General features: G+C 31.7%; 17 protein-coding genes, 1 other RNA gene, 1 pseudogene and 1 other annotated feature. Of the genes and pseudogenes, 14 read left to right on the forward strand and 5 right to left on the reverse strand.

What is annotated here, in order from left to right:
* Positions 1–369 carry a response regulator gene (locus tag DWV06_RS11460; RefSeq protein ID WP_115482324.1) on the reverse strand — a complete coding sequence of 123 codons (369 nt, stop codon included), beginning with the start codon at positions 367–369 and terminating at the stop codon, positions 1–3.
* Between the two features lie 184 nt (positions 370–553).
* Here DWV06_RS11460 and DWV06_RS11465 point away from each other — a divergent pair, with 184 nt between their 5' ends.
* The 3 genes from DWV06_RS11465 to DWV06_RS11475 all read left to right on the forward strand — a co-directional run bounded on the left by DWV06_RS11465 (position 554) and on the right by DWV06_RS11475 (position 3,204).
* Positions 554–901, forward strand: a complete 348-nt coding sequence (locus DWV06_RS11465) for a hypothetical protein (protein WP_115482325.1) — start codon at positions 554–556, stop codon at positions 899–901.
* Between the two features lie 142 nt (positions 902–1,043).
* The gene (locus DWV06_RS11470; protein ID WP_115482326.1) at positions 1,044–1,715 is read left to right on the forward strand and encodes a response regulator transcription factor; all 672 of its coding nucleotides are present in this window, start codon (positions 1,044–1,046) and stop codon (positions 1,713–1,715) included.
* Positions 1,705–3,204 (forward strand): sensor histidine kinase, encoded by a 1,500-nt coding sequence (locus tag DWV06_RS11475; protein ID WP_115482327.1) that lies wholly within the window; start codon positions 1,705–1,707, stop codon positions 3,202–3,204. Before DWV06_RS11470 ends, DWV06_RS11475 begins: the two co-directional genes overlap by 11 nt.
* 49 nt (positions 3,205–3,253) lie before the next feature.
* Here the strand turns inward: DWV06_RS11475 and DWV06_RS11480 are convergent, their stop codons facing one another.
* Positions 3,254–4,618, reverse strand: a complete 1,365-nt coding sequence (locus tag DWV06_RS11480) for a citrate/2-methylcitrate synthase (protein ID WP_115482328.1) — start codon at positions 4,616–4,618, stop codon at positions 3,254–3,256.
* 451 nt (positions 4,619–5,069) lie between these two features.
* On the opposite strand from DWV06_RS11480, the pseudogene DWV06_RS19105 reads away from it, so the two are divergent.
* The 10 genes and pseudogenes from DWV06_RS19105 to DWV06_RS11530 all read left to right on the forward strand — a co-directional run.
* Positions 5,070–5,165 (forward strand): annotated as a pseudogene (locus DWV06_RS19105) (deoxyribose-phosphate aldolase); the annotation flags it as partial.
* A gap of 51 nt (positions 5,166–5,216) precedes the next feature.
* Positions 5,217–5,642, forward strand: coding sequence for a cytidine deaminase (gene cdd, locus DWV06_RS11490; RefSeq protein ID WP_115482329.1), 426 nt, complete (start codon positions 5,217–5,219; stop codon positions 5,640–5,642).
* 108 nt (positions 5,643–5,750) lie between these two features.
* The gene (locus DWV06_RS11495; RefSeq protein ID WP_115482330.1) at positions 5,751–7,424 is read left to right on the forward strand and encodes a phosphoenolpyruvate carboxykinase (ATP); all 1,674 of its coding nucleotides are present in this window, start codon (positions 5,751–5,753) and stop codon (positions 7,422–7,424) included.
* A gap of 201 nt (positions 7,425–7,625) precedes the next feature.
* Positions 7,626–7,805, forward strand: a non-coding RNA gene (ssrS, locus tag DWV06_RS11500) — 6S RNA.
* A 170-nt stretch (positions 7,806–7,975) separates the two neighbouring features.
* Positions 7,976–10,219: a SpoIID/LytB domain-containing protein gene (locus tag DWV06_RS11505; RefSeq protein ID WP_115482331.1), complete on the forward strand. Its 2,244-nt coding sequence runs from the start codon at positions 7,976–7,978 to the stop codon at positions 10,217–10,219.
* Positions 10,220–10,306: 87 nt separating this feature from the next.
* Positions 10,307–11,134 carry a YihY/virulence factor BrkB family protein gene (locus tag DWV06_RS11510; protein WP_115482332.1) on the forward strand — a complete coding sequence of 276 codons (828 nt, stop codon included), beginning with the start codon at positions 10,307–10,309 and terminating at the stop codon, positions 11,132–11,134.
* Positions 11,135–11,208: 74 nt separating this feature from the next.
* Positions 11,209–11,454 (forward strand) — a binding site (T-box leader).
* Between the two features lie 37 nt (positions 11,455–11,491).
* Positions 11,492–12,511 carry a phenylalanine--tRNA ligase subunit alpha gene (gene pheS / locus DWV06_RS11515; RefSeq protein ID WP_115482503.1) on the forward strand — a complete coding sequence of 340 codons (1,020 nt, stop codon included), beginning with the start codon at positions 11,492–11,494 and terminating at the stop codon, positions 12,509–12,511.
* Between the two features lie 19 nt (positions 12,512–12,530).
* Positions 12,531–14,951 (forward strand): phenylalanine--tRNA ligase subunit beta, encoded by a 2,421-nt coding sequence (gene pheT, locus DWV06_RS11520; protein ID WP_115482333.1) that lies wholly within the window; start codon positions 12,531–12,533, stop codon positions 14,949–14,951.
* 17 nt (positions 14,952–14,968) lie between these two features.
* Entirely contained in the window at positions 14,969–15,994 is a 1,026-nt protein-coding gene (gene queA, locus DWV06_RS11525; RefSeq protein WP_115482504.1) for a tRNA preQ1(34) S-adenosylmethionine ribosyltransferase-isomerase QueA, read from the forward strand.
* 111 nt (positions 15,995–16,105) lie between these two features.
* Positions 16,106–16,450, forward strand: coding sequence for a PilZ domain-containing protein (locus tag DWV06_RS11530; RefSeq protein ID WP_115482334.1), 345 nt, complete (start codon positions 16,106–16,108; stop codon positions 16,448–16,450).
* A 53-nt stretch (positions 16,451–16,503) separates the two neighbouring features.
* On the opposite strand, the gene aroA is transcribed toward DWV06_RS11530, so the two are convergent.
* The 3 genes from aroA to aroF are packed head-to-tail and all read right to left on the reverse strand — an operon-like array spanning position 16,504 to position 19,919.
* Entirely contained in the window at positions 16,504–17,784 is a 1,281-nt protein-coding gene (gene aroA / locus DWV06_RS11535; RefSeq protein ID WP_115482335.1) for a 3-phosphoshikimate 1-carboxyvinyltransferase, read from the reverse strand.
* An 18-nt stretch (positions 17,785–17,802) separates the two neighbouring features.
* Complete coding sequence (locus tag DWV06_RS11540) at positions 17,803–18,903, reverse strand: prephenate dehydrogenase (protein WP_115482505.1); 1,101 nt, start codon at positions 18,901–18,903, stop codon at positions 17,803–17,805.
* 8 nt (positions 18,904–18,911) lie between these two features.
* Complete coding sequence (aroF, locus tag DWV06_RS11545) at positions 18,912–19,919, reverse strand: 3-deoxy-7-phosphoheptulonate synthase (RefSeq protein WP_115482336.1); 1,008 nt, start codon at positions 19,917–19,919, stop codon at positions 18,912–18,914.
* A gap of 322 nt (positions 19,920–20,241) precedes the next feature.
* Between aroF and DWV06_RS11550 the strand changes: the two genes are divergently transcribed.
* On the forward strand, positions 20,242–22,326 hold the full coding sequence (locus DWV06_RS11550) for an elongation factor G (protein WP_115482337.1): 2,085 nt from the start codon (positions 20,242–20,244) through the stop codon (positions 22,324–22,326).
* The last annotated feature ends 8 nt before the right edge of the window (positions 22,327–22,334 follow it).

Genomic DNA, 22,334 nt, shown 5'->3' on the forward strand with positions numbered 1-22,334 from the left:
TTATATCATAGATTCCACTATTTTTTTTAGATTTTTGAGATTAAGAGGCTTTTGAATAAATTCACATGCACCAGCTTCAAGTGCTTCTCTTAGATGTTTCTGAGTCCCGACAGAAGATACAATAACAATTTTTGCATCAGAATCAAATTCTATAATTTCTTTTGTCACTTTTATACCATCTTTTACTGGCATTACTATATCAAGAAAAACAAGATTTGGTTTTTCAGACATGTAAGTATCGATTGCAACTTGCCCATTATTGGCTTCAAAAACATTTGTACATCCTAAATCAAATAATAAATCCTTTAATTGCTTTCTTGCTAAAATAGAATCATCACTAATTAACACCTTGGCATTTTCCAATAACATACGTCATCTCTCCTAATATTTTAATATATTTTTAATTTTACACTAAAATTTGTCGGAATTCAATCAAAAACACTTGGAAATGAAAAAAAACACAAAATTGTATATTAAATAAAAAACCTTTCTTGAAAAAAGTTTATAAAAATTGTATAATATAAAAGAATAAAATAAGGAAGGAATATCAGATATGAATAATGTAGATAATTTAATGAATATTATGATTTTTGCATGTGGTGCATATACTATATATTCAGCTATTGTAATGATGACCAAAGGAGAGATCAAGAAATGGCTTTTAGGTGATAAAACTGATATAAAGAAATGTAGAGACGTTCAAGGTTTTATTAATTATATTGCCATAAAGACATTGATTTTGGGAATATTTGTATTACTATTTAGTATAATTGGATTTGTAAACACTTTTATAATTTCTATTAATAAAGAATTACTCATAGGTGCTACAATAATATTATTCATATTTCTGGTAATATTCGGATTTATTTATGTCAGAGCAAGGAAAAAATATTTAGATTAAAATAGAAAGAGTATCGTATAGAAGAATCTATGAAAGGATTCTGTATGCGGTATTTTTTTGTTATGAGTTTTCAAGAATTCATCACTTGATTGTCACATTGATTGAATAAAATGAAAATATTATGAGAGAGTGAGGAATGAAAATGTATAAAATTTTAATTGTTGATGATGAGGAAAAAATTAGAACTATTATTAAAAAATATGCTGAATTTGAAGGTTATAAGGTTAAAGAGGCAATCGATGGAATGGAAGCAGTAAGTATATGTAGAAAAGAAGACTTTGATTTAATTATTTTAGACGTAATGATGCCTGAACTTGATGGTTTTTCTACTTGCAGGGAAATTAGAAAGATGAAAAAAATTCCAGTAATTATGCTTTCAGCTAGAGGAGAAGAATATGATCGTATTCATGGATTTGAATTAGGAATCGATGATTATGTAGTGAAGCCATTTTCACCTAGAGAACTAATGATGCGTGTGAATGTAGTGATAAAAAGAAACTTAAAACAAGATGAGCAAAGTAGAGATGTATTTAATATTGAAGAGTTGCATATTGATTTTACTGGTAGAATAGTAACGATTGACTCTGAACGAATAAATATGTCACCGAAAGAATATGACTTATTGTTTTATATGGTTAAAAATAAAAATATCGCTTTAACGAGAGAACAGTTGATTACAGAAGTTTGGGGATATGATTATTATGGTGATGATAGAACTTTAGATACGCATATCAAACTTCTTCGAAACAGTCTTAGAGAATATAGAAAATGTCTTGTGACACTAAGAGGGGTGGGATATCGATTTGAAGCATAAAAAATTAAGTATAAAATGGAAAATTTTTTATTATCTATTTAGTTTTACAATCATATTATTAATTATATTATGGCTTTTGCAAATCGTTTATTTAGATAATTTTTATAAGATTATTAAAACAAATAAGTTGAATAGAGCTACAGATTTATTGATTCAACAATTAAATCAAGATGATATGAATGAGATAGCAAATGATCTTGTGTCTGAATATGAGATAAGTATCTGTATCATGGATAAGAAAGGTTTCAAACTAGTTTCGGCAGCATATTCTCCAAATTCTCCAATTAATAACATTTCTTATGAAAAATTTCTCGATTTATATAGTAAGGCGGAAGAAAATGGTGGAGATACAGAAATTTATGAAGATTTAAAGGAAAATAAAAAAAGTGTTCCAGAAATAAATCCGTCAGATGACTCTCCTGATATTTATGATGATATTCATAAACCAAAAGATACGCAATTTGGTTTTGTTCAAAAAAAAGTAAAAATGGAAAGTCTTATAAAATTAAGTATACAAAAGATACAAGGTAAAGAATATCTAATTATGATAAATTCGGTTTTGACACCAATAGATTCGACAGTTTCTACACTGCAAGTAGAATTAATTTGTATTTCTATCATTTTATTCGTACTATCAATCGGAATTGCATTTTTAATGTCTAAAAAGATTACTAAATCAATTATTAGAATAAATAAATCAGCAAAAGAATTGGCAAAAGGGAATTTTCAGGTTGTTTTTGATGGAAATGATTATCGTGAGATTGCAGAACTTTCCGATACACTAAATTATACTTCGAAAGAATTAGGAAGGACAGAAGCATATCAACAAGAATTAATTGCTAATGTATCACATGATTTGAGAACACCTTTAACTATGATAATTGCATATTCTGAAGGAATGAGAGATCTACCTGGAGAAAACACCCCTGAAAATATACAAGTTGTAATAGATGAGGCAAAGAGATTAACAAATTTAGTAAACGATATGCTTGATATTTCCAAATTGCAGTCTGGAGTAATTCAAATTGAAAAGAGAAAATATAATCTTACAAAGAGTATAGAATCTGTAATGGAAAGATATACAAAGCTTAAAGAACAAGAGGGATATAATATTAGCTTTGAATATGATCGAGAAGTTTATATAACGGCAGATGAATTTAAAATATATCAAGTGATTTATAATATGGTAAACAATGCCATCAATTATACAGGTGAAGATAAACAAGTAAAAGTAAGGCAAATAGTGAATGATAATAAAGTTAGGATCCAAGTGGAGGATTCAGGACCAGGTATTAAGAAAGCTGATATGCAATATGTCTGGGAGCGATATTATAAAGTAGATAAAGAACATAAAAGAGCGATCGCAGGAACGGGATTAGGCTTATCGATTTCAAAGAATATATTAGAATTACATCAAGGAGAATATGGAGTAGAGAGCATAGAAAAGAAAGGCAGTATTTTTTGGTTTCAATTTGAAATTACAAAATAAAACAAGAGCAGACAAATTTATAATTGTTTGCTCTTAGTATTTTTTTAGATTAACGTTCATCAAGTTTGATATATGTTCTATTTTCGGTAATACTTTTATAAGCGGGTCTCATAATTTTACCCTTTAATGAAAGTTCTTCTAAGCGATGTGCGCTCCAACCGGATATACGTGCGATCGCAAAAATAGGAGTATAAAGTTCGAACGGAAGATCTAACATGCTATATACAAATCCACTAAAGAAATCGACATTAGCACTGACACCTTTGTATATTTGACGTTCTTCAGCAATAATTTGAGGTGCAAGACGTTCAACTAAAGAATATAAAGCAAATTCTTCTTCAAACCCTTTTTCTTTTGAAAGTTGTTCGACAAATCGACGGAATATTCTGGCACGAGGATCAGATAAAGAATAAACTGCATGTCCCATACCATAAATAAGCCCTGCTTTATCAAAGGCTTTATGATTTAGTAAATCTCTTAAATAATTACTGACTTCATCTTCGTCTTTCCAGTCTTGTACTGTTTTTTTCATATCTTCAAACATACCAATAACTTTAATATTTGCACCGCCATGTTTAGGGCCTTTTAATGAACCAATTGCAGCAGCAATAGCAGAATAAGTATCTGTTCCGGAAGATGAAACCAAGTGAGTTGTAAAGGTAGAATTATTACCGCCGCCATGTTCCATATGAAGAATTAGTGCAATATCAAGAAGTTTTGCTTCTAAAGGCGTATATTTGCTATCGGGTCTTAAAATATGCAATATATTTTCAGCGGTTGACAAATCCGGCTTTGATGCATGAATAAATAAGCTATTACCTCTCTGATAGTGATTATATGCTTGATATCCATATACAGAAAGTAACGGAAATAGACTAATTAATTGCATACATTGTCGTAATACATTTGGAAGAGAAATATCATCAGCCCGATCATCATATGAATACAAAGTTAAAACACTACGAGCCAGAGTATTCATCATATCTGAACTGGGTGCTTTCATAATAATATCACGCACAAAACTTGTAGGTAATGAACGATAATCGCCAAGTAATGATGAGAAAGTATTTAATTGATTTTTATTAGGAAGTTTACCAAATAAAAGAAGAAATGTAATCTCCTCAAATCCGGAATGACTTTCTTTTCTGATGCCGCGGATCAAATCTTCAACATTATATCCACGATAATAGAGCTGTCCATCAGCAGGCACGGTCTTCCCATCTAATATTTTGGTTGAAGAAACCTCAGAAATAGCTGTTAGTCCAACTAATACGCCTTTTCCATTAATATCACGAAGCCCCCTGTTAACCTGATATTTGGAAAATAATTCAGGATTTATCATACTTGCTTTTTCACTTAATTCAGATAATTCTAATATCTCAGGTGTAATTTCAGAAAACACATTATGGTTCATACTATCCCTCCATTTTTTAATTATTTATATATTCTATATATAAAAGTTACAAATTATCATATTTTTATTTATAATTATTAAAAAAAATCATTAATAATAATACCATGAATAAATACTAATAAAACAAGTTTTTCATAAATTTAATGAAAATTTCATAATATAAGTGCGTGAGTTAATAAAAAATTATGTATAAAAATTCAATGTGTATACGTAAGCAACTTATATAAGTTGGTTATTTTTACATTTTATGTTAAGATTATAAAAAAATGTATTTAAAGTTATTTTACCATAATATTTAGAAAGTGAGAAGAAAAAAATGGATAATGAAAAATTATTACAACCACTGTCTCAGATCAATGTTTGTAAGTAGTTGGGTTTCCTTTAGGATATAATGAGACGGAAATAAATGTTATGAAACGAAGAAAGCATTAGAAGATGGAGTTATTATTGAACTTGTTATCTGACCGAAGAAGAAAAAATTAAATTGTGTCATATTGTTACGGAAACAGGGGCAAATTATATAAAAACATCCACAGGATTTGGTACAGAATCTGTGGAGAATGTTTAAGCAAAGGATATTGAAAGAGGAAAGAAGTATATGATCAATGATAGAGAATTAATAAAAAATGCGTTAGAGGCACAAAAGCAATCCTATTCTCCATATTCCAATTTTAGTGTGGGAGCAGCATTATTAACTGAGAGTAATAAGATTTTCAAAGGGTGTAATGTAGAAAATGCAGCATTTACCCCAACAAATTGTGCGGAAAGAACCGCTTTTTTCAAAGCAATCTCTGAAGGTGAAAGAAAATTTAAAGCAATTGCTATTGTTGGAGGCAGATTAGGTGAGAAGAAAAAAGTAGCAGAAGAATTTTGTTCACCTTGTGGTGTTTGTCTTCAAGTTATGATTGAGTTCTGTGATAAAGAGACTTTTGAGATTATTGTAGCTAAGAATGTACAAGAATATGAGTCATATAAATTAAAAGATTTATTGCCAGTAAGCTTTGGGGAAAAATTTCTTAAGTAATAAGATAAAAAAACTAGTATATATAATAAGGTAGTAGGAATATGTTAGTCATGGATCGATATAGAGTTTATCGGTTGTCAATATTCTATTTTTCAAGGAGGATGAAACATGTCAACGAAAGCTTATTATCCAATAACTGAAATTGGTACTAGTAAAACAGGATTTTCAAAAACGCGTTCCATTATTGAAACGGCCTTTTATGGAAATAATGTAATTAAGATTAATAGCTTAAGAGAAGCTTATGAACTTGCTAAAAATTCACCGGGTACGATCGTGACAGATATTCCAGTGTATAGGGGCGAAGAATTTGGTCTGGAAAAAGAAGCAAAAGTACTTTTATTTAATGATGGATCAATAACAGGGCGATATGCAGCTGCAAGAAGAATTTCAGGAGAGCCGAATATAAATTGCGACGAATTAGATAAAATGGTTATGGACGCCATATATGATACAAGATGGATGAATCTTTATCATGCAGAAGTGTTTGTTGGATTAGATTCGGAATTCATGGTGAAAGCTCATTTACTAATTCCTGAAGGAGAAGAAAATACATTGTATTCTTGGATGCTAAATTTCCAATATATGACAGAAGAATATGTTAAAATGTATAAAAATTCGAACCCAGTTGGAGAAGGACAAGAACCGGATATTTATATTTTTTCAAATCCTCATTGGGTTGGAACAGAGAAACCTAATTATGAACCTAAATGTCTTTGTTACTTTAATACAGAACAAAACTGTGCAGCTATATTAGGTATGAGATATTTTGGCGAATTTAAAAAAGGAACACTTACAATGGCTTGGGCCATAGCAAATAGAAATGGATACGCTTCTTGCCATGGCGGGCAGAAAAAATACAGATTATCGGACGGAACTAACTATGTAGTTTCTGTATTTGGTTTATCTGGATCTGGAAAATCAACGATCACACATGCAAAACACGGTGGGAAATATGATGTAACAGTTTTACATGATGATGCATTTATTATTAATACAGATACTTGTTCGTCTATTGCTTTAGAGCCTACATATTTTGATAAAACTTCAGATTATCCAGTAGGATGTGAAGACAATAAATATTTATTGACAGCTCAAAATTGTGCTGCAACATTAGATGACAAAGGACATATACAATTAGTAACAGAAGATATAAGAAACGGAAATGGACGTGCGATTAAATCAAGATTATGGTCACCAAATCGTGTAGATAAAATAGATGAGCCGGTCAATTCTATTATATGGATCATGAAAGATTCTACACTTCCACCTATTATAAAATTAAATGGTTCTGCTTTGGCATCTGTTATGGGAGCAACACTTGCAACAAAGAGAACTTCTGCAGAAAGGCTGGCTGCAGGTGTCGATCCTGATAAATTAGTGGTAGTCCCTTATGCAAACCCGTTTAGAACCTATCCCTTAGAGAATGATTACCAAAAATTTAAAAAATTAGTTGAAGAAAAAAATGTAGATTGTTATGTGATCAATACAGGAGAATTTATGGGTAAGAAGGTACAACCGAAAGATACATTAGAAATAATAGAAGCTATTATTGAGAAAAAAGCAGTCTTTAAAACGTGGATTCCTTTTGACAACATAGAAATTATGGAATGGGACGGTTTCATTCCTGAGATGTCAAATGAATTATATAGAAAGCAATTAAAAGCAAGAATGATAGATCGAGTAGAAGAGGTCAAAAAGTTTGCGATGGAAAAAGGAGGATACGATAAACTTCCTGATGAAGCGATAGAAGCTCTTCAAAAACTTGTAGATGCTTTAGATTAAGTTAAAGAGGCTTTTCATTGGATTTTCGATGAAAAGCTTTTTAATTTAGTTAAGAATAATGTATATTTTAGTGCTTTTGGTACACTCTAATATTATATTTAAAGAAAAACATTCATTATTGTACTATATATAGTAAAGAAAAACTTACTATTAAATAGATGTTGAAATTCTTAAAGTAATATTGTATAATAGAGTCACGAAGAAAACCTGGAATGTACGAGATCCTACTATTTTGAACCTACATGTTTTTTTATGGGACTCCTACATTGCTGATTAGATGTCAAGCCACCGTATAGCAGTGGAAGGCAGAAGATCAGTTGCGGATACCCACCTAGCTTAGCTAGGCGTCAAAATCGTAGGAAACGGCATTTTGGGGAAATAATAGATTTATTCTATCGTACAAAAGAGGAAAGGCAGCTTTATAGCTGCTTTTTTAATTTACTTTAATCGATATAAATAACGTTTAATATATAATGTAAAAGTTATATAATGAATAATAAAATCATATAGTGATATAGGTTGTACAGAAAATTTAATGACAGGAGATCGTTATGAAGAAAAAAGGATTTAATCAAATAGTTCTAATCGGATTTTTATTTTGCATTGCAATCAGTGTATTTATTGGAGTCAAATATTTATTAGAAGAAAAAAGGCAAGAGAGATTTCGGATATCGAAAGAAGAGATGATTCATTATTTAAGCATTGCTTATGATTCGGAAAAAGATTGCAGAAATTTATTTGAAAAAAATTTAGGAAATCAGATAAAGTGGTCTGATGTTGGTTTTATACTAAAGTCATTAGATTTAACAGAAAATATTGAAATTTCTTCAACAAATCTTAATTCAAACGATAAAATACTAAAAGAAGATTGGATACCAATTTATTTTGAAATAATTAAAAAATTGAAATTGGAAAAAGCAATTAGAAAAGAACAAATTATTGTTCTACATAATGATAATAAAGAAAATAAATGTACATTGTTAACGGATAAAGGTTTATATACATATTGGGATGTAAATTATTTTAAACAGTATGGTGTATATGAAGTGGTGGTCAAAGGAAATGAAATAGTAGGTGGTATTTCGGATATAAAGAAGGAATCAAAACTTAGCAATGTATGGTTAGCATCAGAGGAAAAAGGAATCTCTATTTGGTTAAAAGATAAGAAAATAAAATTAAATGATATCACAGTTAAGGATCAGGAAACGAATGGTATTTGTGATTTATATATTCAAAATATGAAAGTGAAAAAGATCGTGAAAAAGAAAGATGTGATTAAAGGCAAACTTTTATCGTTTGATGACAAACAAATTGAAGTAGAAGGATATGGGACAATACCTAGTGAGAAAGACTTTCGATTATATCAAATTTATGATGGGATTATTGAGAAAGAAAAAAATGAGATGGTAATTGGAGACAATTGGATAGAATTTGTAGTAGCAGATAAGAAGATATGTGCCGGATTGATTACACAACCATTAAATATGGAAACCATTCGTGTTTTACTTTTAAATGATAATAAAGAGGCATTTCATGATGAAATAGAAATTTCTTCTGCCGAACCCTTTTACGTCATTGCTGGCGACAAAAATATTAAATATGAAGGAAATGAAGTTTTTAAGATAGACAAAGATACTAAATTATTGGATTCAAGTTATTTAAGAATAGAATCAGGTACTAATAATGGAAAGATAATGGTAAAATCAATTTCAAGAAGTTTAGGAGAACCCTCCTATGAAGGTACATTAGAAATAAGGAAGAAGGATGATAAATTAATTATTGTAAATGAACTGGCTATGGAAAACTATTTATATGGGGTGCTGCCAAGTGAAATGCCTTCAAGTTTTGGAAAAGAAGCATTAAAAGTACAGGCAATTTGTGCCAGGAGTTTTGCATATTGTCAAATTTTAAATAATGATTATGCAGCTTATGGTGCACATGTTGATGACAGCACTAATTATCAGGTTTATAATAACCTTCCGACGAATGAAGAATCAATACAAGCGGTTGACGAAACAAAGGGTTTGGTTGCAACATATAATGGAGAAGTAGTTGAAACTTATTATTTCTCCTGTTCAAGTGGTCATACTACAGATTTTACCACATGGGGAGAAGAAGAAGATGCTGCGCATGGGTATCTTAAAGGTACTTATGTAGGTGAAAATATAAAAAATAAAGAACCTGACTTGTCTTCAGAAGAAAATTTTAAAAAGTTTATCAAAGATAATGGTAAAGAATGGTTCGATCAAAGCGGAAATTGGTTTCGATGGAAATGCAAAATATTAAATAAAGATATAATAAAAAGGGTTAATGCTAAAATCTTAAAAAGATATGATATAAATCCAAAACAAATTACTGCTCAAAAAGACAATGAAGAAATTCCAATAAAGCAGATAAAAAAATCAAAAGAAATAAGGAAAATAGAAGTATCCAAACGTGATGAAAATGGAAATGTATTGGAGCTTACAATTGTGGAAGATAATGCTAAAATAAAAATTAAATCAGAATATAATATTAGGGCAATTTTGGGTTCGGTCATAAAAAAGGCAGAAAATAAAGATGAAGATGAAGTAGAAATAAACGGTTTATTACCAAGTGCATTTTTTTATATAGAGCCTCAATACGATGAGAACAAAAATATAGAAAGTTGGAATTTTGCTGGCGGTGGTCATGGACATGGAATAGGATTAAGTCAAACAGCATGTAAAGCAATGGATAGTAAAGGGATGACTTTTAAAGAAATTTTGAATTATTTTTATAATAATATCGAAATTAAAGATATGTATAAAGAATAATCATAATAGGTATAATGATTGACGCAGGTATTTTTCGATATTATAATAATTAGAAGTCAGATATAAAGAAAGGTACATTAAGATAATATGGTTTGGAAGTATATAAATAATATTAAAAAATTTTCAAATAGTTTAAGAGATAAAAAATGTGATGCATTTGCTGCACAAGCTGCGTTCTTTCTTATTTTATCCTTTATTCCTTTTATTATTTTGCTTTCTTCCCTAATTCAATATACTCCGGTAACTCAACAGAATTTAATCTCAGGAATAACAGAAGTTTTTCCTGAATATATACAGCCTATAATAATTTCTATAGTAGATGAAATCTATAACAAATCAAGAGGAGTAATTCCTATTACGATCATAGCTTCTATATGGTCATCAGCAAAAGGTGTTCAATATATTTCAAATGGATTAAATGCTGTTTATGAAATAGAAGAAACTAGAAGCTGGTTATTTTTAAGAGTAAGAGCTGCATTTTATACTATTTTATTTGTAATTGTACTTATCTTATCATTTATACTGTTAATTTTCGGTAATCACATACAATTAATATTAAGCCAGCATTTTGAGTTTGTTTCTGAAGTGACAAAAATAATTATAAGTTTGCGAGCAGTCATTGCAATTGTTGTTTATGTATTATTTTTTAATGTTGTATATAAGGTATTGCCTAATAGAAACACTACTTTTTTAAGTCAATTTCCTGGTGCCTTATTAGCAGCTCTTCTATGGTCTGGTTTTTCATTTGGATTATCAATTTATATAGATTATTTTAATGGATTTTCTATGTATGGAAGTTTAATGACTATAGTACTAGTAATGCTCTGGCTATATGTTTGCATGTATATTATATTAATTTGTGCACAGCTTAATAAAGCTTTTGAGAAAAAAATTTTGAATCTTTCTAAAAAGTAATTGAAAGTAAATTGAAAAAAGGCTTGATGAAAAGGCGGTGTTATGATAAAATATTTTTCAGAATTTTATAGAAATTAAATGCTATGAAAGTGTTAGTAGATAATTATTTTCTTACAGAGAGGAAAAGTCATTGGCTGGAAGCTTTTTCAAGGATCTTAGTACTAGATTGTGAATAATTATTGAATTTCCCGCTGGAGCTGCATTGTTGAACCTATCTATTAGAAAGTAGACAATGACGTATGTACACGTTACGTAATCTAAGAGCCTGAATCAATTCAGGAACTAGGGTGGTACCACGGAATTTTAACTTCGTCCCTTTGGGATGGAGTTTTTTTATTGATGAAAGGAGAAAGAGAAGTGAAAGAAAGATTAAACCGTATTCAAGAAGAAGCAATAAAAAAAATTCAGGCTTCAAAAGATTTAAATGAGTTAAATGATATTAGAATTCACTTTTTAGGAAAAAAAGGAGAACTTACTACCGTATTAAAAGGAATGAAGGATATTTCACCAGAAGAGAGACCAGTAGTAGGTCAAATTGTGAACAAGACCAGAGAGACAATTGAAGAATTGTTAGAAGAAACTCGTTTACAGATGGAAGCAGCGCAAAGAGAAGAGCGTATGAAAAATGAAGTGATTGATGTTACATTGCCTGCAAAGAAAAATAAACTTGGACACCGTCATCCGAATACTATTGTTATGGAAGAAGTAGAAGGAATTTTTATCGGAATGGGATATGAAGTTGTAGAAGGACCTGAAGTGGAATATGATTATTATAATTTTGAAGCATTAAATATTCCTGCGGATCATCCAGCCAAAGATGAACAGGATACTTTTTATATTAACAAAAATATATTATTAAGGTCACAGACATCACCTGTTCAAGTACGTGTTATGGAAAAAGGAGAGCTTCCAATCCGTATGCTTGCTCCGGGAAGAGTATTTCGTTCAGATGAAGTTGATGCGACACATTCTCCCTCATTTCATCAAATTGAAGGGCTTGTAATTGATAAAAACATTACGTTTGCAGATTTAAAAGGTACACTGGCAGAGTTTGCTAAACAATTATTCGGACCAGAGACAAAGGTTAAATTCAGACCTCATCATTTTCAATTTACAGAGCCAAGTGCAGAAATGGATGTGACTTGTTTTAAATGTGGTGGAAGTGGCTGCAGATTTTGCAAAGGTTCGGGATGGGTCGAAATTTTAGGATGTGGTATGGTGCATCCTAATGTATTAAAAATGAGTGGAATCGATTCAGAAAAATATTCGGGATTTGCATTTGGTATGGGTTTGGAACGTATCACATTATTTAAATATGAAATTGATGACATGAGACTACTATATGAAAATGATAATAGATTTTTATCACAGTTTTAAATAAGGAGGATATTAGTATATGAATACATCATTATCATGGATTAAAGCATACGTACCAGATCTTAATGTTACAGCACAAGAGTATACAGATGCTTTAACAATGTCTGGTTCAAAAATAGAAAAATATGAAAAGCTAGACGCAGATTTAGAGAATATTTTGATTGGACAAATCAAAAAAATTGATTCACATCCCGATGCAGATAAACTTATTATTTGCCAGGTGGATGTTGGGAAAGAAGAATTAATCCAAATTGTAACAGGTGCACCTAATGTAAAAGAAGGTGACAAAGTTCCTGTTGTTTTAGCAGGGGGAAGAGTTGCAGGTGGACATGATGGTAAAAAAACACCGGGTGGTGTAAAAATAAAAAAAGGAAAACTTCGGGGAATTGAATCGAATGGAATGCTTTGTTCTATTGAAGAATTAGGTTCGACCAGAGAATTTTATCCGGAAGCACCGGAGTATGGAATTTATATATTTGAAAAAGATGCAGTTGTTGGACAAAGTGCGATTGAAGCTTTAGGTTTGGATGATATTTTATTTGAATATGAAATCACTTCTAATCGAGTGGATTGTTTTAGTATTTTAGGAATTGCCAGAGAAGTTGCAGTTACGTTCCATAAAGAATTTAAACCTCCTTTTGTGGAAGAAACGGGAAATAATGAAGATGTAAATAATTATATTAAGGTAACAGTAGAAAATGAAGATTTATGTCCACGTTATTGCGCGAGAGTTGTAAAAAATATTAAAATAGCTCCTTCACCAATATGGATGCAAAGGAGATTAGCTTCTCAAGGAATACGGCCAATTAATAATATTGTAGACATTACAAATTATGTAATGGAAGAATATGGTCAACCAATGCATGCTTTTGATTTGGAGAAAATTGCAGAGAAGGAAATCATTGTAAAGTGTGCGAATAATGGCGACAAGTTTACAACTCTTGATGGACAGGAAAGGATCTTGGATGATTCCGTATTAATGATCTGTGATGGAGAAAAACCAGTGGGCATCGCAGGTATTATGGGCGGTGAAAATTCAATGATCACAGATTCTGTACAGACAATATTGTTTGAAGCCGCTTGTTTTAATGGAACTAATATCCGTTTATCAAGCAAAAAGATTGGATTGAGGACAGATGCATCCGGTAAATTTGAAAAAGGTTTGGACCCAAATAACGCAGAAGCTGCAATCAATCGAGCTTGTCAATTGATTGAGGAATTAGGCGCCGGCGAAGTGGTTGGAGGCATGGTTGATTGTTACAGTAAAAAAATGGAAGGACGCAAAATTCCATTTTCCTGGGAAAAAGTAAATCAATTGCTTGGAACCAATATAGCAAAAGAAACTATGCTAGAATATCTTGAAAGCCTTGAATTATCCTATGATGAAAATACAAAGGAGATTTACGTTCCTTCTTGGCGTCAAGATTTAGAAAATTCTGCAGATTTAGCAGAAGAAGTGGCAAGGTTTTATGGATATGATAATATTCCGACTACATTACCTACCGGAGAATCTACCACAGGTAAATTATCTTTTAAATTGAGAGTGGAAGAAGTGGCAAGAAATACTGCAGAATTTTGTGGTTTCAGTCAAAGTATGAATTACTCATTTGAGAGTCCAAATGTTTTTGATAAATTGTTATTCTCGAAAGATGCAAAAGAAAGAGAAGCACTTGTAATCTCGAATCCTCTCGGTGAAGATTATAGTATAATGAGAACAGTACCTTTAAATGGTATGCTGACTTCCTTAGGTACCAATTACAATCGTAGAAATAAAGATGTGCGTTTGTATGAATTGGGTAATATCTATTTGCCGAAACAAATACCAGCCACAGAATTACCGGAAGAGAGAATGCAATTAACTTTGGGTATGTATGGCGAAGGTGATTTCTTTACTATGAAAGGTGTCGTTGAGGAATTTTTCGAAAAAATTGGTTTGAATAAAAAGATAAATTATAATCCGAATGCAGGTAAAACATTTTTACATCCGGGTAGACAGGCTTTTATTTGTTATGAAAACAATGTAATGGGATATCTAGGAGAAATACATCCTCAAGTTGCAGAAAATTATGAAATAGGGGAACGTGCGTACATTGCCGTTATTGATATGCCAGAAATTTTAAATTATGCAACATTTGATAGAAAATATGTAGGAATTGCCAAATATCCGGCCGTAACTCGTGATATAAGTATGGTCGTTCCAAAAGGGATTTTAGTTGGTCAGATTGAAGAAATGATAGAATCCAAAGGTGGCCAGTATTTAGAAAGTTATCATTTATTTGATATCTATGAAGGCGAACAGATAAAACAAGGATTTAAGTCTGTTGCTTATTCGATTGTATTCAGAGCGAAAGATAGAACTTTAGAGGAAAATGATGTTACATCAGTAATGAATAAAATATTAAGATCATTTGAAGAACTAGGTATAGAATTAAGAAAATAGAGAAATGGATGAAAAAAATGAAGGTAACAGATTTTTATTTTGATTTACCCAAAGAATTGATAGCACAAGATCCGTTAAAGGATCGTTCTAGCTCACGTTTATTATTACTAGATAAAAAGACTGGAGAGATTGAACATAACGTTTTCCGCAATATAATAGAATTTCTAAATCTAGGTGATTGTCTGGTTTTAAATGATACAAAAGTTTTACCGGCGCGTTTGATTGGAAGCCGTATAGGTACGGATGCGAAGATTGAAATTCTTTTGCTCAAGAGAAAAGACAACGATGTATGGGAAACATTGGTAAAACCAGGGAAAAAAGCGAAAATAGGAACAAAAATAAGTTTTGGTGAAGGAATATTAATTGGTGAAATAGTAGATATTGTTGAAGAAGGTAATCGTTTGATTCAATTTTCTTATAATGGAATTTTTGAAGAAATACTGGACGAATTAGGTCAAATGCCATTGCCACCTTATATTACACATCAATTGGAGGACAAAAACCGTTATCAGACTGTTTATGCAAAACATTCCGGTTCTGCTGCCGCACCAACTGCCGGTTTGCATTTTACTCCTGAGTTAGTTGAGGAAATTGAAAAAAAAGGGATAGCAATTGCATATATTACACTTCATGTAGGTCTTGGTACATTCCGTCCTGTGAAGGTGGAAAATGTACTTGATCATCATATGCATTCAGAATTTTATACCATTAATCAAAAAGAAGCAGACAAAATGAATAAGGCAAAAGAAAATGGAAATAGAATCATTGCAGTTGGAACAACTAGTTGCAGGACTTTAGAATCCGCAGTGAAAGAAGATGGTAGAATTTCAGAAACAAGCGGCTGGACAGAAATTTTTATTTATCCTGGTTATAAATTCAAATTTATAGATTGCCTGATTACAAATTTTCATTTGCCGGAATCTACTTTATTAATGTTAGTATCGGCATTGGCAGGTAGAGAATCTATTATGAATGCTTATCAAGTTGCTGTGAATGAAAAGTATCGATTTTTTAGTTTTGGCGATGCAATGTTTATTTACTAAGCCCCAATGTTAAGAGTTAACAAAATATTTACTAGAAAACGATTGTAAGTTAAGACATTTTGTAATAAAATAATAAAAGTGGTAATGTAAAGGTAAGATGGAGGGCATATAATGAAAGAAGAAAGAAGAAGACATAAACGTCTTGATCTAGATGTAAAGATTGAACTTGAAAAGTTAGATGAAGGTGGTGTTACAACAGTTAAATATATTAAAGCTGATGTAAGTGATTTGTCTCGCTCTGGTATGGGTTTTAAATCTAATTATAAATTAGATGTTGGTACTTTTTATGATACCCAAATTCAGATATGGACCAAAGAAGTAATAGATGCTGTTATTGAAATTGTACGCTGTGAAGAAAAAGAAAATAATATTTATCAATATGGTGCGTGTTTTGTTGGAATGACAGAAACAGATACTTTAAAAATTGATATCTATCAATTATTTAATGAAGAATAAAGCAAGAAAAGAACCTGACTCTCATACTGTCAGGTTCTTTCTTATCTTTGGTATTATTTTTGAATTAGATTATTTAAATCTGTAAAGAAATCAGGGTATGAAATATTGATACACTCTATTCCCAGAATCTCTGTTTCTGATTCAGCATTTAAAGCAGCAATAGAAAATGCCATTGCAATCCGATGGTCAAAATCACTATTAATAACTGCTCCATGTAAAGGCTTACCGCCTTTTATAATCATCCCATCATCGGTAGCACTGATATCAGCACCCATTGCGGTAAGATTACGTACCATAACATCAATTCTATTGGATTCTTTTACTTTTAATTCTTGCGCATCTTTAATAACAGTAGTTCCTTTTGCAAAACATGCAAGTACAGCAATTATAGGTATTTCATCGATGAGTGTTGGTATGATACTGCCTTCTATGACAGTACCGGTAAGTGAACTTGTGGAAACAATGATATCTGCAATCAGTTCACCATTAGAAGTATGTATATTTTCTAATTTAATATTAGCACCCATATCCTTACATACTTTTAAAATTCCATCCCTGGTAGGATTTATTCCAACATTTTTAATTATTATTTCAGAATTAGGAATAATCAGTCCGGCAACTATAAAAAATGCAGCAGACGAGATATCTCCCGGAACATCAATTTTTTGTCCCTCTAAAGTTGGATCTGGGTCTATTGTAACGGTTGTATTTTGCACCGTAATTTCTGCACCGAAAGACGAACTCATTAATTCTGTATGATTTCTTGATACAAATGGTTCGGTAACACTTGTTGGTGAATCCGCATATAATCCAGCAAGTAAAATACAAGATTTTACCTGAGCGGATGCAATGGGAGAATGATAATGAATCCCTTTTAATGGTGAACCGGTAATTTTTAAAGGAGTACAACCATTATTATTTAAACTTTCAATTTTGGCGCCCATTTGTGTCAATGGTGTAATAATACGATTCATTGGACGTTTTTGTATGGAAGCATCACCATTTAAAGTAGTGATAAAAGATTGTCCGGCTAATATCCCTGATAAAAGTCTTGTCGTTGTCCCACTATTTCCTACATCTAATATTTCTTTTGATGGTAATAGTCCATGGAGTCCTTTACCTTCTATAAGAACAGAATTTTTGCTATTTACAATATCTATTCCTAACTTTTGAAAGCAGCTTATTGTAGACAGACAATCAGCTCCCTGTAGAAAATGATTAATTTCTGTTTTTCCGTTTGCAAGTGCACCTAACATAATACCACGATGTGAAATTGATTTATCTCCTGGTATATGTATAGAGCCTTTTAAAGATTTTATTCTATTTATATTCATGGCTTGCTCCTTTTGAGTTTAAGATCGTTCATATACGGTATAATGATATTTTCTTAATAATTCAATTGCACGACTTGTTGCGTTCTCATTATAAAATTCAATACGCAGTACACCTTCTTCAAATTCTCTGTTATGAATGATTCCAATATTCTTAATACTTATGTTATTTTTTGCTAAAATTCCTGCAAGAGAAGCTATCTGACCTGTTTCGTCGACAATATCGCAATATACTTCATAAGATTTTTTGATAGGTCCAGTTGATGCGGAAGAAAAAGAATTTCTATATTCTCTGGCGGAATTAAAAAAATCATATAAATTATCTTTTGATGATTGTTCCAATTCTTTTTTTATTTGTGTTAAATATTTAATATATCCCTTCAAAGCAGTTAAGATAGGTGCTTTATTTGATAGACAAATTTGCTGCCACATATAGGGAGAAGAAGAGGCGATTCTGGTTATATCTTTAAAACCGCCAGCTGCAACTGTTTTCATAATTCCCAGATTGTTATCTGATTCTTTTATATAATTTACAAGACTAGAGGCAAGAATATGTGGGAGATGACTAATATTTGCAGTGACTTTGTCGTGTTCAGAGAAACTGAGAATAAGCGGTATAGCTCCAAGAGAAGCGATTAGCTTAATCATAACTGAAATTTTTGTTTCTGAAACAGAATCAGAAGGAGTCAAAAGGTAATAAACATTTTCAATTAGATAAGCGGAAGCATTTTGATATCCTATTTTCTCAGAACCTGCCATTGGATGGCCTCCAATAAACATTTTTTCTTGACCGGTTTTCATAATTTTTTTATGAATATCAGATTTTACACTTCCTACATCTGTTAAAATGCAGGAAGGTTTTAAATAAGGCTTGAGCAGCAGAAGATTTTCACAATTATCTGATACCGGTGCACATAAGAAAATAAAATCACAACGTGAAAATTCATGATTAATCTCACAATAAATTTCATCAATCACACCTTCTGTTTGAGCCAGTTTTAAATTTGCTGTATCAATGTCATAAGCAAGTAGTCGATACTCTGGTATAATTCTGCGTATTGTTTTGGCAATAGAACCACCAATTAATCCTAGTCCGATAAAACCAATTGTAATTTCATTCATTTCTTCCACTATCTCCCAACAAGTTTAGCAAAAGGTTTTAATTGCAACATTAATTCATCAAATTGTTCAAAATTTAGAGATTGCGGACCATCGGATAATGCGTGTGCAGGATCATTATGAACTTCAATCATTAATCCATCTGCATTGCAGGCAACAGCAGCTTTTGCTAATGGATTTATATAAGAACGTACACCTGCAGCATGACTTGGATCTACGATAACGGGTAAATGACTCTTTTCTTTTAGAACAGGTACAGCACTGATGTCTAACGTATTTCTGGTAGCTGTTTCAAAGGTACGAATTCCACGTTCGCACAATACTACATTTGGATTCCCCTCTGATATAATATATTCAGCTGCATTTAACCATTCATCTATCGTAGCGGAAAGTCCTCGTTTTAATAAAACAGGAAGGCCAGATGCACCTGCTTCTTTTAACAAATGGAAATTCTGCATATTTCTTGCTCCAATTTGAATCATATCGATATATTTAACAGCTGCTTCAATAGCATCAGGACAGGTGACTTCACAAATAGTAGCTAGACCAGTTTCATTTTTCGCACGCTGCATATATTTCAAACCTTCTTCTTCTAGACCTTGGAAGGAATATGGGGAGGTTCTGGGCTTGTAAGCTCCCCCGCGAATAAATGTAGCCCCTGATTTAGCTACATTATGAGCTATTAAAAGAAGCTGCTCTTCTGATTCAATAGCACAGGGTCCGGCAATTACAGTTAAATTGTCTGATCCGATAGAGGTGTTTCCTACTTTTACTACAGAGGGAATTGGATGAAACTTTTTATTTGCTAATTTGTAACTTTCAGTTACAGGGACAACTTTATCGACACCGGAAATTAGTTCAAAATTAATATTCTTTAAGTTAGCCTTATTTCCGATAACTCCTATTATAGTAACTTGCTCGCCCTTTGACAGATGTGGTTCAAATCCACATTCTTTCACTATAGTAAGAACATTATTAATTGCATCGGCTGGTGCATTTTCTTTCATAACAATAATCATAATTTAGTCTCCTTATCGCTCTATTATAAAATATGTATATTTTCCTAGCAACTATTTTAAATACAAATACAATAAAAGTCAATACTATATTACTTTAAAGTTTAAAAGTTTAAAGTAATATACTGCGCTTATATATGCTGTTAAGTTAAAAAATAGAACATCGATTTACAAAAAAATAATGTCGAAACGTTGTATAATTGTTAATAATTAATAAAATAGTTGTAAAATCTATTTACTTTTAGTAGAATATACACATAGGTAAACTGCATTGTTAGGCAGAAGAAATCCTGTGACAAAATAATAAAGTATTGGAGGAATTCATATGAATGTTTACACGACGGACAAGATACGAAACGTAGTTCTTTTAGGACACGGTGGATGTGGTAAGACAACTTTGGTGGAAGCAATGGCGTATTTAGCAGGTGTTACTAACCGTATGGGTAAAGTATTAGATGGAAATACAATTAGTGACTTCGATAAAGAAGAAGTGAAAAGACTTTTTTCAATTAATACTTCCTGCATTCCAATTATTTGGGAAAATACCAAAATTAACATTTTGGATACTCCAGGATATTTTGATTTTGTTGGAGAAGTAGAGGAAGCTGTCAGTGCCGCAGATGCTGCAATTATAGTTGTTTCCGGAAAATCAGGTATACAGGTAGGAACAGAAAAAGCGTGGGAGATCTGTGAAAAATATAAAATACCAAGAATGTTTTTTGTAACAGAGATGGATGTCGATAATGCGAGTTTTCGTCAGGTAGTTGAAGATTTAACAGAAATGTATGGAAAGAAAATTGCGCCATTCCATTTACCTATCCGTGAGAATGAAAAATTTGTTGGGTATGTTAATGTAATTGGAATGACAGGAAATAGATGGAATGAAAAAGGTGAAGTTCAATCATGTGAGGTTCCCGAATATTCAAAACCCAATTTAGAGATATGCAGAGATACATTAATGGAAGCGGTAGCGGAAACAAGTGAAGAATTTATGGAACGTTACTTTAATGGAGATGAATTTTCTGAAGATGAGGTACGTTCTGCATTAAAAGAAAATGTTTTAGAAGGATCCTTAGTTCCTATTTCAATGGGATCAAGTATATTAGCGCAAGGTATGTTTACTTTATTAGATGATATTGTAAAGTATTTTCCAAGTCCGGATAAAAAAACATGTGCAGGAGTTAACAGGAAGACTAATGAAACTTTCCAGGCAGATTATGATTCTTCTAAAGCTAAATCAGCATATGTTTTTAAGACTATTGTAGATCCTTTTATAGGAAAGTATTCTTTTATAAAAATTAAGTCAGGTGTAATTAAAAACGATGATATGATTCATAACACGAATAAGGATACGGAAGAAAAGCTTAATAAGTTATATGTTCTGCAAGGAAGTAAACCGATTGAAGTCAAAGAACTTCATGCAGGTGATATTGGAGCTGTAGCAAAACTTTCTAATACAGAAACAGGTGATACATTATCAACTAAGAATGTGCCAATAGAATATGAAAAATCTGAAATTTCGGTACCTTATACTTATATGAGATACAAAGCAAAGAATAAAGGCGATGAGGATAAAATATCTCAGGCACTGCATAAATTAATGATGGAAGACTTAACGATTCGTTCCGTTAATGATAGTGAAAACAGGCAGACTTTAATCTACGGTATGGGAGATCAACATTTAGAAATTATTGCAAGCAAACTTCTGACAAAGTACAAAGTAGATATTGAATTAAGTAAACCTAAGGTTGCTTTTAGAGAAACGATAAGGAAAAAAGTAGATGTAGAATCAAAATATAAAAAGCAATCTGGTGGACATGGTCAGTATGGTCATGTTAAAATGACATTTGAACCTTCAGGAGATATGGAAACACCATACATATTTGAGCAGATTGTAGTCGGTGGAACAGTACCGAAAAATTATTTTCCAGCGGTAGATAAAGGACTTCAAGAATCCGTGTTGAAAGGACCGATGGCAGCATATCCGGTAGTTGGAGTAAAGGCTGTATTATATGATGGTTCTTACCATCCGGTAGATTCATCAGAAATGGCATTTAAAATGGCTACGATTCAAGCATTTAAAAAAGGATTTATGGATGCTGGCCCGATTTTGTTAGAGCCGATCTCAGAATTAAAAGTAATTGTTCCTGATAAATATACCGGAGATATTATGGGAGACTTAAATAAACGTCGTGGAAGAGTTTTGGGCATGAATCCTACACAAGATAATAAACAAGAAATTATTGCTGATATTCCTATGTCAGAGTTATTTGGCTATTCGACTGAAATGCGTTCTATGACTGGTGGAAGCGGAACTTATTCTTATAAATTTGTTCGTTATGAGCAGGCTCCATCAGATATTCAGGAAAAAGAAGTAGCAGCTAGAGCAAGTAAAGAGGAAGAAGATTAATTCCTAAT

Source organism: Anaerosacchariphilus polymeriproducens (genome assembly GCF_003363435.1).
GTDB lineage: Bacteria > Bacillota > Clostridia > Lachnospirales > Lachnospiraceae > Anaerosacchariphilus > Anaerosacchariphilus polymeriproducens.

What these genes read in the sequence shown, in the direction of transcription:
- cdd (WP_115482329.1), top strand. Translation starts at nt 5,217, where the DNA reads ATGATCAATGATAGAGAATTAATAAAAAATGCGTTAGAGGCACAAAAG.
- DWV06_RS11495 (WP_115482330.1), top strand. Translation starts at nt 5,751, where the DNA reads ATGTCAACGAAAGCTTATTATCCAATAACTGAAATTGGTACTAGTAAA.
- aroF (WP_115482336.1), bottom strand. Translation starts at nt 19,919, where the DNA reads ATGATTATTGTTATGAAAGAAAATGCACCAGCCGATGCAATTAATAAT.
- DWV06_RS11505 (WP_115482331.1), top strand. Translation starts at nt 7,976, where the DNA reads ATGAAGAAAAAAGGATTTAATCAAATAGTTCTAATCGGATTTTTATTT.
- DWV06_RS11460 (WP_115482324.1), bottom strand. Translation starts at nt 369, where the DNA reads ATGTTATTGGAAAATGCCAAGGTGTTAATTAGTGATGATTCTATTTTA.
- aroA (WP_115482335.1), bottom strand. Translation starts at nt 17,784, where the DNA reads ATGAATATAAATAGAATAAAATCTTTAAAAGGCTCTATACATATACCA.
- pheT (WP_115482333.1), top strand. Translation starts at nt 12,531, where the DNA reads ATGAATACATCATTATCATGGATTAAAGCATACGTACCAGATCTTAAT.
- DWV06_RS11550 (WP_115482337.1), top strand. Translation starts at nt 20,242, where the DNA reads ATGAATGTTTACACGACGGACAAGATACGAAACGTAGTTCTTTTAGGA.
- DWV06_RS11530 (WP_115482334.1), top strand. Translation starts at nt 16,106, where the DNA reads ATGAAAGAAGAAAGAAGAAGACATAAACGTCTTGATCTAGATGTAAAG.
- DWV06_RS11470 (WP_115482326.1), top strand. Translation starts at nt 1,044, where the DNA reads ATGTATAAAATTTTAATTGTTGATGATGAGGAAAAAATTAGAACTATT.
- DWV06_RS11540 (WP_115482505.1), bottom strand. Translation starts at nt 18,903, where the DNA reads ATGAATGAAATTACAATTGGTTTTATCGGACTAGGATTAATTGGTGGT.
- DWV06_RS11510 (WP_115482332.1), top strand. Translation starts at nt 10,307, where the DNA reads ATGGTTTGGAAGTATATAAATAATATTAAAAAATTTTCAAATAGTTTA.
- DWV06_RS11480 (WP_115482328.1), bottom strand. Translation starts at nt 4,618, where the DNA reads ATGAACCATAATGTGTTTTCTGAAATTACACCTGAGATATTAGAATTA.
- queA (WP_115482504.1), top strand. Translation starts at nt 14,969, where the DNA reads ATGAAGGTAACAGATTTTTATTTTGATTTACCCAAAGAATTGATAGCA.
- DWV06_RS11465 (WP_115482325.1), top strand. Translation starts at nt 554, where the DNA reads ATGAATAATGTAGATAATTTAATGAATATTATGATTTTTGCATGTGGT.